At 59.9% G+C, this 16,484-nt stretch carries 15 protein-coding genes; 10 read left to right on the plus strand and 5 right to left on the minus strand.

Features of this window, described 5'->3' with window-relative positions; translation table 11 throughout:
- Positions 1 to 147: 147 nt before the first annotated feature.
- The 9 genes from phnG to ACQK2G_RS18490 all read left to right on the plus strand — a co-directional run bounded on the left by phnG (position 148) and on the right by ACQK2G_RS18490 (position 7,135).
- The gene (phnG, locus tag ACQK2G_RS18450) at positions 148 to 663 is read left to right on the plus strand and encodes a phosphonate C-P lyase system protein PhnG (protein ID WP_425406503.1); all 516 of its coding nucleotides are present in this window, start codon (positions 148 to 150) and stop codon (positions 661 to 663) included.
- A gap of 3 nt (positions 664 to 666) precedes the next feature.
- Entirely contained in the window at positions 667 to 1,308 is a 642-nt protein-coding gene (gene phnH, locus ACQK2G_RS18455) for a phosphonate C-P lyase system protein PhnH (protein ID WP_425406504.1), read from the plus strand.
- Between the two features lie 3 nt (positions 1,309 to 1,311).
- The gene (locus tag ACQK2G_RS18460; protein WP_425406505.1) at positions 1,312 to 2,436 is read left to right on the plus strand and encodes a carbon-phosphorus lyase complex subunit PhnI; all 1,125 of its coding nucleotides are present in this window, start codon (positions 1,312 to 1,314) and stop codon (positions 2,434 to 2,436) included.
- A complete protein-coding gene (locus ACQK2G_RS18465; protein WP_425406506.1) occupies positions 2,433 to 3,338 on the plus strand; it encodes an alpha-D-ribose 1-methylphosphonate 5-phosphate C-P-lyase PhnJ in 906 nt (301 codons plus the stop codon). Before ACQK2G_RS18460 ends, ACQK2G_RS18465 begins: the two co-directional genes overlap by 4 nt.
- Positions 3,335 to 4,105, plus strand: a complete 771-nt coding sequence (gene phnK / locus ACQK2G_RS18470) for a phosphonate C-P lyase system protein PhnK (RefSeq protein WP_425406507.1) — start codon at positions 3,335 to 3,337, stop codon at positions 4,103 to 4,105. The genes ACQK2G_RS18465 and phnK overlap by 4 nt, the downstream gene beginning before the upstream one ends.
- 31 nt (positions 4,106 to 4,136) lie before the next feature.
- A complete protein-coding gene (phnL, locus tag ACQK2G_RS18475; RefSeq protein ID WP_425406508.1) occupies positions 4,137 to 4,847 on the plus strand; it encodes a phosphonate C-P lyase system protein PhnL in 711 nt (236 codons plus the stop codon).
- 59 nt (positions 4,848 to 4,906) lie between these two features.
- On the plus strand, positions 4,907 to 6,049 hold the full coding sequence (locus ACQK2G_RS18480) for an alpha-D-ribose 1-methylphosphonate 5-triphosphate diphosphatase (RefSeq protein WP_425406509.1): 1,143 nt from the start codon (positions 4,907 to 4,909) through the stop codon (positions 6,047 to 6,049).
- Positions 6,046 to 6,636, plus strand: a complete 591-nt coding sequence (phnN, locus tag ACQK2G_RS18485) for a phosphonate metabolism protein/1,5-bisphosphokinase (PRPP-forming) PhnN (protein ID WP_425406510.1) — start codon at positions 6,046 to 6,048, stop codon at positions 6,634 to 6,636. The genes ACQK2G_RS18480 and phnN overlap by 4 nt, the downstream gene beginning before the upstream one ends.
- Before the next feature lie 70 nt (positions 6,637 to 6,706).
- A complete protein-coding gene (locus ACQK2G_RS18490; protein WP_425406511.1) occupies positions 6,707 to 7,135 on the plus strand; it encodes a hypothetical protein in 429 nt (142 codons plus the stop codon).
- On the opposite strand, the gene ACQK2G_RS18495 is transcribed toward ACQK2G_RS18490, so the two are convergent.
- From ACQK2G_RS18495 to ACQK2G_RS18510, 4 genes are all read right to left on the minus strand, one after another.
- Positions 7,132 to 7,824 carry a DUF1045 domain-containing protein gene (locus tag ACQK2G_RS18495; protein WP_425406512.1) on the minus strand — a complete coding sequence of 231 codons (693 nt, stop codon included), beginning with the start codon at positions 7,822 to 7,824 and terminating at the stop codon, positions 7,132 to 7,134. The two genes, ACQK2G_RS18490 and ACQK2G_RS18495, sit on opposite strands and share 4 nt — an antisense overlap.
- A gap of 10 nt (positions 7,825 to 7,834) precedes the next feature.
- Complete coding sequence (gene doeB / locus ACQK2G_RS18500) at positions 7,835 to 8,833, minus strand: N(2)-acetyl-L-2,4-diaminobutanoate deacetylase DoeB (protein ID WP_425406513.1); 999 nt, start codon at positions 8,831 to 8,833, stop codon at positions 7,835 to 7,837.
- 4 nt (positions 8,834 to 8,837) lie between these two features.
- The gene (gene doeA / locus ACQK2G_RS18505; protein WP_425406514.1) at positions 8,838 to 10,019 is read right to left on the minus strand and encodes an ectoine hydrolase DoeA; all 1,182 of its coding nucleotides are present in this window, start codon (positions 10,017 to 10,019) and stop codon (positions 8,838 to 8,840) included.
- 125 nt (positions 10,020 to 10,144) lie between these two features.
- Positions 10,145 to 12,634: a mechanosensitive ion channel domain-containing protein gene (locus tag ACQK2G_RS18510; RefSeq protein WP_425406515.1), complete on the minus strand. Its 2,490-nt coding sequence runs from the start codon at positions 12,632 to 12,634 to the stop codon at positions 10,145 to 10,147.
- 312 nt (positions 12,635 to 12,946) lie between these two features.
- Here ACQK2G_RS18510 and ACQK2G_RS18515 point away from each other — a divergent pair, with 312 nt between their 5' ends.
- Positions 12,947 to 15,157: a putative bifunctional diguanylate cyclase/phosphodiesterase gene (locus ACQK2G_RS18515; RefSeq protein WP_425406516.1), complete on the plus strand. Its 2,211-nt coding sequence runs from the start codon at positions 12,947 to 12,949 to the stop codon at positions 15,155 to 15,157.
- A 110-nt stretch (positions 15,158 to 15,267) separates the two neighbouring features.
- Here the strand turns inward: ACQK2G_RS18515 and ACQK2G_RS18520 are convergent, their stop codons facing one another.
- Positions 15,268 to 16,365: a BMP family ABC transporter substrate-binding protein gene (locus ACQK2G_RS18520; RefSeq protein ID WP_425406517.1), complete on the minus strand. Its 1,098-nt coding sequence runs from the start codon at positions 16,363 to 16,365 to the stop codon at positions 15,268 to 15,270.
- Positions 16,366 to 16,484 lie beyond the last annotated feature (119 nt).

Below are 16,484 nucleotides of genomic sequence, written 5' to 3' on the forward strand. Positions count from 1 at the left end.
CCGACGCCGCGGAATTCGAATGCGTCACGAAAGTTTAATCGGGTTTCGCTTTCTTTCTTTTTCGTTCCGATCTAGGTTAAGCATAGAAAAGATATAGACGTCTATATAATTTTTGAACTTGTTTAGGACGCGCGGAAGGAAGTGGCAATGACGGTAGATCTGCACGCGGCCGCGACGCAGAAATCGCGGGAAGGCATCCCGGGCCAGGAACCCTTGCGGAAACGGCAAAATTGGATGGCCGTCCTTGCCAAGTCCGACCCAAAGGATTTGGCCGAGAAAACCGCGACCCTGCGAGACCTGCCGCGTTATGCGGTGATCCGTCCCGCCGAAACGGGATCGGTCATGGTTCGCGGGCGGGCGGGCGGCACGGGGTCTCCCTTCAATTTGGGCGAAATGACCGTCACCCGGTGCGTCGTGCAACTGACCGGCAGCGACGACAACTCGGTCGTCGGACATGCCTATGTTGCGGGGCGGGACAAGGGCCACGCGGAAAATGCCGCCCTGATGGACGCACTGCTGCAGACATCGTCCTGGCATTCCGAGGTCCGGGACAACGTCATCACCCCATTGGCCCAGGCTGCGAAGGACGCAAGGCTTGAGCGCAGCGGCAAGGTCGCCGCAACGAAGGTCAATTTCTTCACCATGGTCCGAGGGGAGAACTAGACAATGGAAGGTGCCATGCCCCACAGCACCATACCGGATGCAACCGGCCTTTGCCGACCTTTCCAAGACCCTGTCGGCGACGCGTCGCGCATGTTTCGCGCCATTCTGACCGCCATGTCGCATCCGGGCCGTATCGTCACGGCGTTCGGACCCGCGGACTTCCCCGGGACGATCGGCACGACCGGGTTCGGCGCGGCCCTGACGCTTCTCGACACGGACACACCGGTCTTTCTGTCACCCCGCATCGGCGACGCCCGCACTGTGGCAAACCTGCGTTTCCATTGCGGCTGCCCGGTCGTGGAAAATCCACAGACGGCCGCTTTCGCAATCATGTCTTTGGCCGAGGCGGACGTCATCCTGCCAAGCCTGCCGATTGGAACGCCCGATTACCCGGACAAGTCCGCAACAGCCATCATCCTGGTTGATGGCTTTACGAACGAGGACAGCGTTCGCCTGACAGGGCCCGGCATCTTCAAATACAAAACACTTGGCATGAAGGCGCCCCGCGAGTTTTGGGCGTCGCTTCGGGAGAACAGCGACCGTTATCCGTTGGGCTTCGACACGCTCTTCATCGCAGAAGGAGAAATCGTCGCCCTGCCCCGCAGCACCAAGATCGATCCAACCGTCACCGTGGAAGAGTGCTAACCCATGTATGTCGCCGTAAAAGGGGGGGAGAAAGCCATCGACAACGCCCACCGCCTGTTGGCGGAGGACCGGCGTGGCGATCCCGATGTCCCCGAACTCACAATCGACCAGATCCGGGAACAGCTGAAACTATCGATCGATCGCGTGATGACGGAAGGGTCGCTCTACGATCGCGATCTGGCCGCGTTGGCAATCAAACAGGCGCGCGGCGATTTGATCGAAGCGATTTTCCTGATCCGTGCCTATCGAACCACATTGCCCCGTTTCGGTTACTCACAACCGGTCGAAACATCGAACATGGTCCTGGACCGACGCATATCCGCCACGTTCAAGGACTTACCCGGCGGTCAGGTTCTGGGGCCGACTTTCGACTATACCCATCGTCTGCTGGATTTCATGCTGGCGGCCGAAGGCACGCAGGTCGATACGCCTGAGACGACGGAAGTCTCTCCCGAGGAGACCCCGCGGGTTCTGGAGATCCTCGCCCGCAACGGCTTGATGGAACCGCCGGACGGGATAGAAACCGAAGGCAGCGAGGAAAAAGATTCTGAGGATGTCGGCGACCTGACACGCGATCCGCTCTCCTTCCCCGCCAACCGGGATCTGCGCCTTCAAAACCTGGCGCGCGGCGACGAAGGTTTCCTGTTGGCCATGGGATATTCGACGCAGCGCGGATACGGGCGCAACCACCCCTTTGCCGGTGAAATCCGACTCGGCACGGTCGATGTCGAGTTCGTACCTGAAGAACTCGGTTTCCCAATCGAAATCGGGGAAATCGAATTGACAGAATGCGACATGGTGAATGCCTTCAAGGGATCGGCGGAGAAAGCCCCTCAATTCACACGCGGCTACGGCCTCGGCTTCGGTCATTGCGAGCGCAAGGCCATGTCCATGGCGCTGGTCGATCGGGCGTTGCGGTCGCAGGAACTGGGCGAACCGGCGGATGCGCCAGCGCAGGACGAGGAATTCGTTCTGTCCCACAGCGACAACATTCAAGCGACCGGTTTCGTCGAGCATTTGAAACTGCCCCATTATGTCGATTTCCAATCGGAACTGGCGATGATCCGCCGGATGCGGTCGGCGTTCTTCGACGAAGACGCCGGTCAGGAAGCGGAGGCCGCGGAATGAAGGACGATATGCCCACCGGCGAAAAGAATTCCGGAACAGATAGCGGATACAATTTCGCTTATCTGGACGAAGGCGCCAAACGGATGATCAGGCGCGCCATTCTAAAAGCCGTGGCCGTGCCCGGCTATCAGGTTCCGTTCGCCAGCCGGGAGATGCCTATGCCCTATGGCTGGGGTACCGGGGGCATCCAGGTAACCGCTGCGATCCTGAAGCCGGAGGATACCCTGAAGGTTATCGACCAGGGGTCGGACGACACCACAAATGCCGTCTCCATTCGCCGATTCTTTGCCAAGACGGCTGGGGTGGCGACGACCGAGAAAACCGAAGACGCGAATATCATACAGACCCGGCACCGCATTCCGGAAAAGCCCCTGGCCGAAGACCAAATCATCGTGTTCCAGGTCCCCATTCCGGAGCCTCTACGGTGGCTGGAACCGCGGGAAGTCGAGACACGGCGAATGCATGCGCTTTCCGACTATGGGGTCATGCATGTGAAGCTCTACGAAGACATCTCACGACACGGCCGGATCACTACCAGTTACGACTATCCGGTACTGGTAAATGGCCGGCACATCATGTCGCCTTCCCCCAACCCGAAGTTCGACAATCCGAAAATGGGCGACATGCCCGCCTTGCAGCTGTTTGGCGCCGGACGGGAAAAACGGATTTACGCCATTCCGCCGCATACGGAAGTAAAAAGCCTCGACTTCGAAGACCACCCATTCTCTGTACAAACATGGGAAGAGCCATGCGCCCTTTGCGGCGCGGAGGACGTATTCAAGGACGAGGTTATCCTGGATGACGATGGCGGCAGCATGTTCGTCTGCTCCGACAGCGATTTCTGTCAGCGCCGGCGGGATGCCGGTCATACCGGGCCCGGCGCCGAGGAGCACGAAGGATGAACGCGTTGCTTCAAGTTGAAAACCTGACCAAGAGCTACGGCCGCCAACGTGGATGCACGGATGTTTCCTTCGCTTTGTGGCCGGGCGAGGTTCTGGCCATTGTGGGCGAAAGTGGATCGGGCAAAACGACTTTGTTGAATTGCTGCGCCGGCAGGCTGGAACCGACAAACGGTACGGTTCGCTACGAAACGCGCCATCACGGCCATGTCGACATTCACCGAATGAGCGAGCCGGAGCGACGCCTTTTGATGCGGACGGATTGGGCCTTCGTTCATCAGAACCCGCGCGACGGCCTACGCATGAACGTGTCGGCCGGCGCCAATGTGGGCGAGAGACTAATGGCGGTCGGCGCGCGTAATTACGTCCAGATCCGTGAATCGGCCCTGGACTGGCTTGCGCGCACGGAAGTTGATCCCGGCCGGATCGACGACCTTCCCACCACATTCTCCGGCGGCATGCAGCAGCGTTTGCAGATAGCGCGCAACCTTGTGAGCGGGCCACGATTGGTTTTCATGGACGAACCGACCGGCGGCCTCGACGTGTCGGTGCAGGCGCGTCTGCTCGACATGCTTCGGGATCTGGTCGATCGGCTCGGCCTTTCGGCAATCGTCGTCACCCACGATCTGGCTGTCGCCCGGATGCTTTCCTCAAGATTGATGGTGATGCAGCAAGGACGTGTCGTGGAAACGGGCTTGACCGATCGTGTGCTGGACGACCCGCAACACGCCTATACGCAATTGCTCGTCTCCTCGGTGCTTCAGCCATGACTTACATGCCCCTGGAAAAAGGAACACCGTCATGAATACAGGCACGGAAATGCTGCGCCTCGACGGCGTCACCAAGACCTTCACGTTGCACAACCAGGGCCACCGTACGATTCCGGTGGTGACGGATGTTACATTGACCCTAAATGCCGGCGAATGCATGGCGCTGATGGGCTCCTCCGGATCGGGCAAGAGTACCTTGATGCGCATGATCTACGGCAATTACGGATGTGCCGGGGGCCAGATTCTGGTTCGGGAAGAGAATGGCGATTGGACGAATCTTGCCCAGGCCGACCCGCGCGAAGTGATCCGGCTTCGGCGCCATCGGATCGGCTATGTCAGCCAATTCCTGCGGGTCATACCACGTGTACCCGCCATTGATGTGGTGGCCGAGCCGATACGCCTGGCCGGGGCATCCGATGAAGAAAGTCGGGATCGAGCCGCGGAGCTTTTGGCGCGTCTGAACCTTCCCGAAGGACTTTGGGAATTGTCGCCGACGACGTTTTCCGGCGGAGAGCAGCAACGGGTGAACATCGCACGCGGTTTCATTCATCCGTATCCCATTCTGCTGCTGGACGAACCCACGGCGTCGCTCGACAAGGTGAACCGACAGGTCGTCTTGGATTTGATCATTGAGGCTCGTGACCGAGGCGCGACCATTCTGGGCATATTCCACGATCACGAAGCGCGCGAGGCCGTCTGCAATCGATTGCTGGACGTCGAGGAATTCAAGGCTGCTGCTTGATACGGGACAGTAAACCGGCGCAAGCCTCAGCTTTATTACTTTATTTGGGATAATATATCATGCAGGAGCATGTTTTCACCAATTGCAGGCTGGTCCTTGCCGACGAAGTCGTTGAGGGGACCCTTGTCGTCCAGGACGGCGCGATAGCGGCAATAGACCATGGCGTCTCTTCCACTCCCGGCGCGACGGACCTGGAAGGAGACCTCCTGATTCCCGGCTTGGTCGAGTTGCACACCGACAATCTGGAGCGGCACCTGCTGCCGCGCCCAAAGGCTCATTGGCCGGCCATCGCGGCCGTAATCGCCCATGACTCGCAAATCGCATCCTCCGGCATCACGACGGTCTATGATGCGATGGCGATCGGTGACATCCAGTCAGGCAGCATGCGCAAGAAGCGGCTGGAAGACATGACGGCCGCACTTCGCGAAGCGAAAGAGCATGGCGTTCTGAAAGCGGAGCACATCCTGCATTTGCGCTGCGAGGTAAGCGATCCCGCCATGCAGGAAATGTTGGAACCGTTACTGCACTCGCCGGATCTGGGGTTGCTCTCCGTGATGGATCACACCCCCGGCCAGCGGCAATTCGTCTCCGAGGAAACCTACCGACACTACTATCAAGCCAAGTTCAATCTGACCGACAACGAAATGAACGACTTCATCGCCGCACGGCGGGAGGATCAGAAGATCCATTCCAAGCGCAATCGAAACTTCGTCGTCGAACAGGCCCGGCAGCGGAAGGTTCATCTGGCAAGCCATGACGACGCTACCTTGGATCATGTCGAGGAAGCGGTGGAAGACGGCATGACAATCGCCGAGTTCCCGACCACCGTCGATGCCGCGAAAGCCTCCCATGAAGCCGGGCTGGCTGTCATGATGGGTGGACCGAACCTGGTGCGTGGCGGCTCCCATTCCGGCAACGTCTCTGCCCGCGAATTGGCGGAGCACGGCGTGCTGGACGTGATTTCCAGCGACTATGCGCCGGCCAGCCTGCTGCACGCCGCCATGCTTCTTGCGGACACCGTGGAAGACTACGACCTGCCCCGCGCCGTCGCGACAGTAACCAAGACGCCCGCGGCCGCCGCCGGCCTGACAGATCGCGGCGAAATCACCATCGGCAAGAAAGCGGATCTCGTCCGCATCTGGGGTTCCGCCCTGCATCCGATCATCACAGGTGTATGGCGGGACGGGGAACGCGTCGCATGACCAACGGGCTGCAGGATGCCGTTCGTACCCCGTTCGCCGACGGTCTGGAAGCCGGCAGACTGGTGTTGGTGGTCGGCCCCAGCGGCGTCGGCGTGGACACGCTCATCGACGCCGCCCGACGGGAATACGGATCCAATCCCCGTTACCATTTCGTGCGACGCACGATTACGCGCCCGGCCGGGTCGGTCGGAGAAGATCACGACCCCATCGATATAGACGCCTTTCGCAGACGGCGCGACGAAGGTGATTTCGCGTTGGCCTGGGAAGCCCATGGTCTGGGATACGGCATCCCACTGTCTCTAGAGGACAATCTGCGCGCCGAACAAACGGTAGTCGTCAATGCCTCCAGAACCGTTATTGAGGAAGCGCGTGTCCGCTATCCTCGATTGACCGTCGCCTCGATCACGGCCTCTCCAACTGTACTGGCGCAACGGCTGGCAGGGCGGAAGCGAGAAAGCGCAGAGGAAATTGAACGCCGGCTGAAGCGGGCCGGACTCGGCTTCCCGGATGGCGGCGACGTTGTCACCATAAACAATGACGGCGCATTGGAAGAGAGTGTGACGCTGTTTCTGGAGCTGCTGCGTTGAAGGCATTTGGTTGCACCAAAGCACGTTCGCCCCAATATGATTGTTCGGATCAACCAATCAGAGCATCACTATGTTCCATCGCTTGCCATCCTCGGTTCTGACCGCCGCCGTTTTCGCCTCCTTCCTGGGTAATGCCGCTTATGCCGCGGACGAGAGCCTGTCCGACAAGGCTGCCAGCTGGTGGGAAAGCGTGAAGGAGTATTCGGCCGAAAAGGCGGAAGAAATCTCCGAAGCGACCAGCGAAATGATGGACGACATGGCCGACGAGATCGAAGAGTTGAAGGAAGCGTCTGCCGAATTCGCCGACGAGTCCTCCGATGCTGCGAACGAGGAACTCGAAGAGCTTCTGAAGAATGCCGAGGAGGCCTCAGAAAAGCTCAAGAAAGCTTCCGGCGACGCCTGGGAAGACGCCAAGGAAGAGTTCGACGAGGCCTATAAGGCTTTGGAGGAAGCCGTTGAGAACCGCAAGGAAGCCGTAACCCGCGAAGGACGATCCTAAACGGCGCCGACGGGTATCCGTGCGACGATACGACAGGATTCCCCTTCCCCCGGGTCGCCGAAAATGCACAGATCAGCCAGGGTGACCGGTTCTTCGAGAACCGGGGAAATCACGTTCGACAAATACGCCTCTACCCGGGCGAGGTCCGGCTCATCAAGCGATCCCGTAAGCGTCAGGTGGAAACGGAACTGGTCGAGCACATAAGGGTAGCCCCATTGAGTCAGCAGGTCCTCCTGCCGTGCTGAGAGACCAGCCTTCCGACGCCGTTCGGTTTCTTCCGGTGGTGCGGGCGCACGAAACCTGTCCAATTCCATGACACAGCGCCCGGCGAGATCCTGCAATGCGGTCGAGTGCCTTTCGGGGATCAAAGCGAGGAAACGGCTCAGACGCTTCAGGCGCAAGCGCCCGATTTCGACCGGGTAGAGGTCCTTTGCCAGAGCGGCCGCAGCCGCCTGCAAGTCGTCGAAATTCGTTCCTTCCCGCAGCCGGAATGGCGGCTTCAAGGTGCCGTGAAAACCATAGCGCCTAGGCGCCTGCGTGAAACGTCGCAGTTCAGCCGGATCGATATCGGCGGCAACAGGCTGCGGAACCGGTTGAGCGATATCCGAATCCCAGCCAAGCCAAGATGTACCGAAACCATGAAGCGCGCTGTCCCGGCGCGGCGCGAAATAGACTGCGTATCTTTCCATGACAAACGGGTCAGTCGACGGTGACGCCGATGACGCCCAAGGTATCGCCGAAGGCGACAATTCCCGGGAAATGCCGTCCCATGAAGAGGCCACCGACACCGGCAACATGGTCGACCGGGTCGGAGCCGGTTCGTTCCACGTCATGCACGCGCGCGATGACGTCGCCTTCCTGCACTTCGTCGCCCAGATCTTTCATCCACTCCACAAGCCCCGAAGCCTCGGCCCGCGTGTAGCACCGCCCGTCCGGCATATCCAAACGCAGGCTTTCCGGCCCCTCGACCGCCCCCGGGACAATACCGGCATGGCGCAGAATATTCGTGACGCCACGTTTGGCGATGGAAGCCGTCTCGGCGGATGAGGTTCCCCCGCCCCTCAACTCCGTCGTCACGAATACCTTGCCGAGTGATTCCGCGGCGGTGTCGTAGGTGCTGACCGCGTCCAGCTCCAGCAGCATCACCGCATATGGAGCGCGAAAAGCCATCATCGCTTCAACGCAAGCCTTTTCCTGGGCCTGGTTCGGCAGGATATGGGCAGCCGCGAAGGGCAGGAAATCCAGCGTGCGGCCACCGGAATGCAGATCGACCACGATATCGGCCAGGGGCAGTAGAGCGGACATGAAATAGTGAGCGATCTTGTCGGTCGGCCCGCCATCCGCCCTGCCCGGGAAGGAACGGTTCATGTTTCCGCCATCCAACGGCGAGGTCCTTCGACGCGCCCGGAACGCGGGATAGTTCATGGCCGGAACGATGATGACACGACCAGCCACTTGGTTTGGGTCGATGGTGCGCGCCAGATCGAACAACGCAACCGGCCCCTCGTATTCGTCGCCGTGGTTGCCGCCGGTCATCAGCACCGTCGGCCCCGACCCGTTCTTCACGACGCAGACGGGGATCATGATCGATCCCCAGGCCGATTCGTCATGCGAATGGGGCAGTACCAGGTGCCCGTGCTGAACGCCTTCCTTATCAAAGTCGACCGTGGCGCTGATGGGGGTTACCGCAGCAGTCATTCTTCTAGCCCTTCACCGTCAGTTGGCGGGGTACCGTCGCAAGGCATTCAACGCCGTTTTCGGTTATGGCAATACTCTCGGTGATTTCCATGCCCCAATCCTCAAGCCACAGACCGGTCATGAAATGGAAGGTCATGCCAGGTTCGAGGACGGTCTTGTCACCGGGCCGCAGGCTCATGGTCCGCTCGCCCCAGTCGGGCGGATAGCTGACGCCGATGGGATAGCCGGTGCGGTTGTCCTTTTCGATCCCGTGTTTCTTCAGAACGGCGAAGAAGGCCCCGGCGATGTCCTCGCACAGATTGCCGGGCTTCGCTGCTTCGAGGCCGGCATCCATGCCTTCCAGCACCGCCTTCTCCGCATCCAGGAAATGCTGGGGCGGCGTGCCCAGAAACACCGTCCGAGAAAGCGGACAATGATAGCGCTTGTAGCAGCCGGCGATCTCGAAGAACGTTCCCTCGCCGGATTTCATCGGCTTGTCGTCCCAGGTCAGATGCGGTGCCGCCGCGTCCGAGCCCGACGGCAGCAGCGGGACAATCGCGGGGTAGTCACCGCCATCCTGTTCCGCCCCCAAGATACCCGTTCGGAAAATCTCGGCGACCAGTTCGTTCTTCCGCAAGCCCGGCTCCACCATTTCCGCGATCCTGGCATGCATGTTCTCAACGATCCGCGCCGCGGTCCGCATATAGGAGAGCTCTGTCTCGGATTTCACCGCACGTTGCCAGTTCACCAGTCCCGTGGCGTCGACGAACCGGGCATTGGGCATATGCTTCTGCAGGGACACGAAAGCCGCGGCGGAGAAATAGTAGTTGTCCATCTCCAACCCGATCGCCGCCGAACCGAAGCCCTTGTCGGTCAGGATGCCGGAGAGCAGGTCCATCGGGTGGCGTTCGGTGGACTGAACGTAGTGGTCCGGATAGCCGATAATATTTTCCGCCGCCATGTAGACGGTGCGGAGCGCCCCATTCGCGTCCTGCCCCCGCCCATACCAGATCGGTTCGCCGGAAAGCGGAACCAGGACGCATTGATGGACGTAGAAAGACCAACCATCATACCCGGTCAGCCAGTTCATATTCGACGGGTCGGTGACCAGCATCAGATCGATGCCGCGTTCGGACATCGCCTTGCGGGTCTTCTCCAACCGCGACGCGAATTCGTTACGAGAGAAATTCAAGGCAACATCAGGCATCGCAGGCTCCCCCTACCGGATGGTCGATCCTAACCATATCCAGGCACCGGTTGCGAGCCGTTCATGACGCAGAATGTGCAATTTGTCGCCCAGCGACATGATTTCCGTCGGAACGCGACTATCGATTAATCGTCCGACGGAAGATCCTGTGAATCCTGATCCGATCTCGGTTTCTTGGCCGCGGCGGTTTCCTCCGTTTTCACAGCGGAGGGCGCCATATGGATGACGCGCTGCGGGAATGGAATCTCGATTCCCTCTTCCTTGAACCGTTTGTCGATCTCGTGCCGCATGTCGCTGGCGGTCAGCACCAGGAACATCACGTCACCCGTATAGGCACGAAGCTCGAAATTCAGAGAACTGTCGCCAAAGCTCTGAAATACGACGAATGGCGCCGGAAAACTCAGCACCCGCTCATGGCCCTTGGCGATCTCCAGCAGGATCTCCTCAACCTTGCGGGTGTCCGTCCCGTACGCCACGCCGATCGGCAAATCGATACGGCCGTATTTGTCCTTGTAGGTCCAGTTCGTGACCGAATTTGAGATCAGGTCCGCGTTGGGAATGATGACCGAGGCGCGGCGGAAGGTCTCTATTTCCGTCGACCGGACATTGATCTGCTTCACCATTCCCTCGGTGGACCCGACGATGACCCAATCGCCGACCTTGATCGGCCGTTCGATCAGCAGGATCAGGCCGGATACGAAATTGTTCACCACATTCTGCAAACCGAAACCGATACCGACGGACAGGGCGCCCGCAACAATCGCGATCCCGGAAAGATCGACGCCCATCACCAGGACGGCGATCGCCGCCGCCGCGACGAAGCCGACATATCCGATGCCTTTGGATATGGAATCCTGCAGACCCGGATCGATCCTCGCCTGGGAAAGAACGCGTGTCGCCAAGGCGCCCCTGAAGGCCCGCACCACCGCCAGGATCAGGAAGAAAACGAATATGCCGAGCAGGATATCGGCCGGCGAAAGCCGTACGCCGCCGACCTCGAACCCCTGGAATGCCACAGTGATCCAGAGCCACAATGTTTCAGCAGGCAGCCCCCAGGCCGGTAGAACGGCTGCAGCGAGGCTGGGCAGCAATAGGATGTCGAGCAGGATGCGCAATCCGATTTTTATCCGGCTGCGCAGGCCATAGTCCCATCCGACCGTATCGCGCATCAGATGGCTGCCGAGGAAAAGACCAATGAGTTCCCTGAGCAGGCCGCGCAGGATGTACATCACGCCAACCAGGAAGCCGGTCGACAGCAGGTTGCCGATCAGATAATTCGCCAGGCCCGCATAACCGGCAAACGGCGCGAGAATGGCCACGACAGCCAACAGTACGAGGATGATGCGCAGGCCCTTCCAGAAACCGCTGCGACCCACCGCTGCCGGGCTCGCCTTGTCGTCGGATTCCGAGGCATCGTCCGCTTCCGGCTCTTCGAACTGCCAGCGGCTTGGGCGCAGCAGGAACAGGATCAACAGCCCCAGCGGGGCGGCCACCAGCACATTGTAAACCGAGACCACGGCAGGCGTGATCAAATCGGGCGCGACCGCGAATGACGATTTGATGCAGAAATCCGACGCGGCGAAGACCGCCGCCAGAACCCGGATCTGACGAACGAGCGCGGCGGAGGAAGCCGCCGTCAATGCCGTCAATCGCCAGTCCGGATGGTCGGGGGACAGCGCCGCGCGCGGAATCTGCACTCCCAAAAGATAAGCGATCAGCGCCATGCACAGATTGGCGACCACGACGGCAAACGGCCCGGATATCAACGCATCGTCAGACGTAGCTCGAAAATAGATCATGCCCAGGATCGCGGCCGGGACGAGACCTCGGCCGACCCCTTCCGCGACGGCCGCCAGAAGCCGCCGCGAATAACTGGGATCCTGAATTTCAGGGCGGATGCCAAACCGCGTCAGCAGTACGCGCCGGACGGCCCATGCCACCAAGATGGTGACCAGCAGGATGCCGAGAAAGGCCAGGATGGTCTTGACGTTCTTGCGGTCCTCCGGAATGTCCCGCCACCAGACCGGTGCCGTTTCCAGAACGGCTCGCGCCGCGCCAAAAATATTCTCGAGCCCTTCCGCCAGCACCGCCCCGTCGAACGGCAGCGGATACTCCTTGAAAATTCTCTGAACGAAACGTTCCCGGTCCAGCGCCGTCAGATCCAGCTGCACCGCATCGACCCGGGCCAGCGTTACGTCGGCGAGGGATTGGCGCGCGCGATGCAGCGATATCTGTTCGTTCAGGCGTTCGCGCTCTTCCGCAATTTCGTCGGATTCCGGCGGTGCTCCTTCCTCCGGCGGCGGGCCGAGGGCTTCCAGCCGGGGTTCTAGCCCCTCCAGCACCTCGCCGCCGCGCTGCGACACCTCCAGCGCAGCCTGTCGAATCTTGAGTACCTGATCCCTGTATTCGTTGGTTTGTTCCGGGCTGTGCTGACCGCTCTCAAGATAGTGTTCGACCGCGTTCAGGGTTCGGTTCCAATTGGCGGCAGCCAATCCGAAAGCATTGCCATCCAAGGATGTCTGGGCTGCTGCCGCCGGCGCGAACAGAGATGCGGCGCAAAGCGACGCCATGACCACAAGGATGCGCAGGGTTCGGAACAGTACAGCCAAATTCATGGTATCGAATCCCAACAATTAGCCCGGACGTGAGCGACCAGCACGGCAATGTCCAGCGGAATTGACCGCCCACGGCCGACTTGGCGAACACTACACAAGCTCGTCGCGTGCCGAAATGCCCATCTCAAGTCACGGCGGTAGATGCAAATGAAAGACACCTCAGCTCAAGTAAAAATCGGGTAATACAGCCTGCCGCTGCCCAGGCATCGTTTCGATAACGTTTATAATCTCTTAAGTTTTGTATATTAATCATTCGGTTCGGTCAGAAATTCGACCTAACGCCAATGAAAAATTGCGAAGGCCGATTTGGAGATGGATGTAAAAGACGTGCCGCGTGAGGTCACCGCGCACGGTATTCCCGATCCCACGGTATCGGGCCAAGAAGCGCAGGAAAGCTGGGGGGGTGAAGACCGCCGCCTGCGTCCTCGTCTGCGTTCGCTTGTTCTCATCAGCTTGGTCGCCGCCTATTTCGCAAGCCTTTTCCTGATTTACATCGAATTCTCGCTGATCCAGGCAGGAGAGTATTCAAGTATCGTGATTCCGCTGGCCCTCGTCGCGGTCGGATTGGCGGCCGTTCTCGCGCTTGGATATGTCTATATCAGCCGTCGCTTCATCTCGCCGTTGGAAACCATGGTCGCCCGGCTTCGATCCGCTCCGGTCGACGTTATTGCGCCCAACCTCGCCCTCGACGAGGAAAGTGCCGGAGAAATCGGCGCGATCGGACGCTTCATCAATGCCCGTTCCCGATCCGTCCGCGAGGCGCAAACCGCCCTGGAGGAGGAGATTGCCGAGCGCACGCGCGCGGAGGCCCTGCTCAGAAGCTCCCGCGAGCATTTGCGGGCGATTTCGGACACCGCGCCCGACGCAATCGCCTGCACCGATGCGGAAGGCGGCATCATCACATGGAATCCTGCGGCTGAGGCATTCTTCGGTTGGGACCATGACGACGTCTTCGGCATGCATCTCTCGGACCTTTTCGAGGACGGCGCCTTGGCGGGAGAACTGGCCCGGGCGGAAGCGTTCCTGGCCGGCAAGGACAACCAGTATCACGGCGAATTGGAAACGGTTTCCGCGAAGCGCCAGGATGGCGGCTCCTTCCTGGCAGCCCTCACCCTAACCGGGTGGGCGTCGCCCAATGGCCGTTTCGTGATCGCCTTCATCCGGGACGTTTCGGCGCAGCGGCTCTCGGAAGAGCGTATCCGGTTCCTGGCGCATCACGACCCTTTAACCGAATTGCCGAACCGGACCCTGTTCAATGACCGGCTGTCGCAGGCCATGGCCCTTGCCCGCCGCAACGGCGGGCGTGTCGCGCTGATGCTGCTGGATCTGGACAATTTCAAGGACATCAACGACACGCTCGGTCACGGAGTGGGCGACGAACTTCTGCAAACCGTTGCCGATCGATTGAACGATCATAGACGGGACACGGATACGGTCGCACGGCTTGGCGGAGACGAATTCGCCATCGTGCTGCCTCAATTCCGGTCTGCCAGCGACACCCTTACCTATGCGAAACGTATTATTGAGATCGTCGGGGAACCGATGACCATCCAGGGGCACGAGGTCCAGGTCGGCACCAGCATCGGCGTGGCGCTGTTCCCAGACGACGGTCAGGACATAGAGCATATGGTTTCCCATGCCGACATGGCCATGTATCAGGCCAAAGCGGATGGCAGAAACACCTTCCGGCTGTTCGCCGAGCAGATGAACGCGGAAGTGAAAGACCGGAAACAAATGCTGACGGACATGAGGGATGCGTTGGACAGCAACGGCTTCCAGTTGGCCTTCCAGCCGCAGGTCCGGATCGCAGAGGACGCCGTTGTCGGGTCGGAAGCGCTGTTGCGCTGGCATCATACGGAACGCGGTCACGTATCGCCTGCACGCTTCATTCCCGTGGCGGAACAGGGCGGATTGATCGTCGATCTCGGGGAATGGGTCATCCGCGCGGCGTGCGAGCAAATCGCCGCCTTTGACGCTGTCGGCATGCCGCCGCTGAAAATAGCTGTGAACATCTCCTCCGTGCAGTTCCGGCGGGGCAATCTGGTCGACAGCACCCGTGAAATACTCGAGCAGACCGGCGCCAGCCCCGACCGGTTGGAATTCGAGATCACGGAAAGCGTCGTCATGACCGATGTCGACAAGGCCATCCAAACGATGCAGGAACTGGACGCCCTGGGGATACGTCTCTCGATGGACGACTTTGGAACGGGATATTCCTCGCTCAGTTATCTTCGGCAATTTCCGATTCAGAAAATCAAGATCGACAAGAGCTTCGTCCAGGACATCGAAATCGAAGAAAACAGCATGGAGATCGTCAACGCGATCATCGGGCTGAGCCGTTCACTGAACATCACGGTGGTGGCCGAAGGCGTTGAAACGGAGGGTCAATTGGCCAAACTGCGCGAAGCCGGCTGCGAATTGGTTCAGGGTTTCTATTTTGGCCGCCCGATGGCGGCACCCGACTTCGAGAGCTGGATGGGCGACTGGCGATCGAAACCGACCCTGATCACCTCTACATCCTGACCAGAAAAAGGGCGCCTCCAATTGGAAGCGCCCTGTTTCCCGGCCAAATCCGGTTCAACCGGATCCTGAACTGTTCCGTTACTGAACTATCCTGTTACTGAGCTATTCTATTACTGGGGCAAGCTGCCTTCCACACCCTGGACATAATAGTTCATGCCGAGCAGGACGCCGTCATCCAGCACTTCACCTTCCTTGGCGACGATTTCCCCGGCCTGATTGACCACCGGTCCCTGGAAGGGATGCAGTTCGCCGCTCTTGATCTTGTCGAGCGTTTCCTGCGCGAGCGCGGCAACGTCATCCGGCATGTTGGTGAAGGGCGCCATGGCAACCATGCCCGGCTTCAGGCCGTCCCAGGTGTCTGTACTTTCCCAAGTGCCGTCGAGCACCGCATTGGCGCGTGCCACATAGTACGGGCCCCAATCGTCAATGATTGCCGTCAGCTGCGCTTTCGGCGCGAACTTGATCATGTCCGAGGCCTGACCGAAGCCGAGCACGCCGCGGTTTTCCGCGGTCTGCAGCGGCGCGGGACTGTCGGTGTGCTGGGAAATGATATCCGCGCCCTGGTCGATCAGCGCTTTTGCGGCGTCGCCTTCCTTGCCCGGGTCGTACCAGGAATTGACCCAGACGACTTTCACCGTCGCGTCCGGGTTGACCGAGCGCATACCGCGAATGAAGGAGTTGATGCCGCGGACCACTTCCGGAATCGGGAAGGAGGCGACATAACCCGCAACATTCGTCTTGGTCATCTTGCCGGCGATGACGCCCTGAATGTAGCGGCCTTCATAGAAACGGCCGGAATAGGTGCTGACATTGTCCGCGCGCTTGTATCCGGTCGCATGTTCGAACTTCACGTTCGGGAACTTCTTGGCGGCCTTCAGCGTCGGGTTCATGTAGCCGAACGACGTCGTGAAAATCAGGTTGTGGCCGCTGCTGGCCAGCTGGGTGATGACGCGTTCGGCATCGGCACCTTCGGAAACGCTTTCCACAAAGGAGGTCGCGACCTTGTCGCCCAATGCGTTTTCGATCGCGAGACGGCCTTCGTTATGCCGATATGTCCAACCATGGTCACCGATCGGACCGACATAGATGAACCCGACTTTCAGGTCCTGTGCCTGGGCGGTGCCCACAGCGCCAAAGGCGGCGGCAAAGGCGGCCGCGCCGGCGATCAATCCTGTCGCAAGGCGACGGCTTATCGGGAATTGCTTCATACGTGAACTCTCCTCGACTCTCTTGTTTCGAACTTTTCTTGTTAAGGGATTCCCAATCGTCGGAACACACGGGCTCCGATCGCAACATTGATATCAAGCCGCCCGCGCGCCACCCTGCC

The sequence above is a fragment of the Hwanghaeella sp. genome (genome assembly GCF_965227365.1).
Taxonomy (GTDB): Bacteria; Pseudomonadota; Alphaproteobacteria; order UBA8366; family Aestuariispiraceae; genus Hwanghaeella.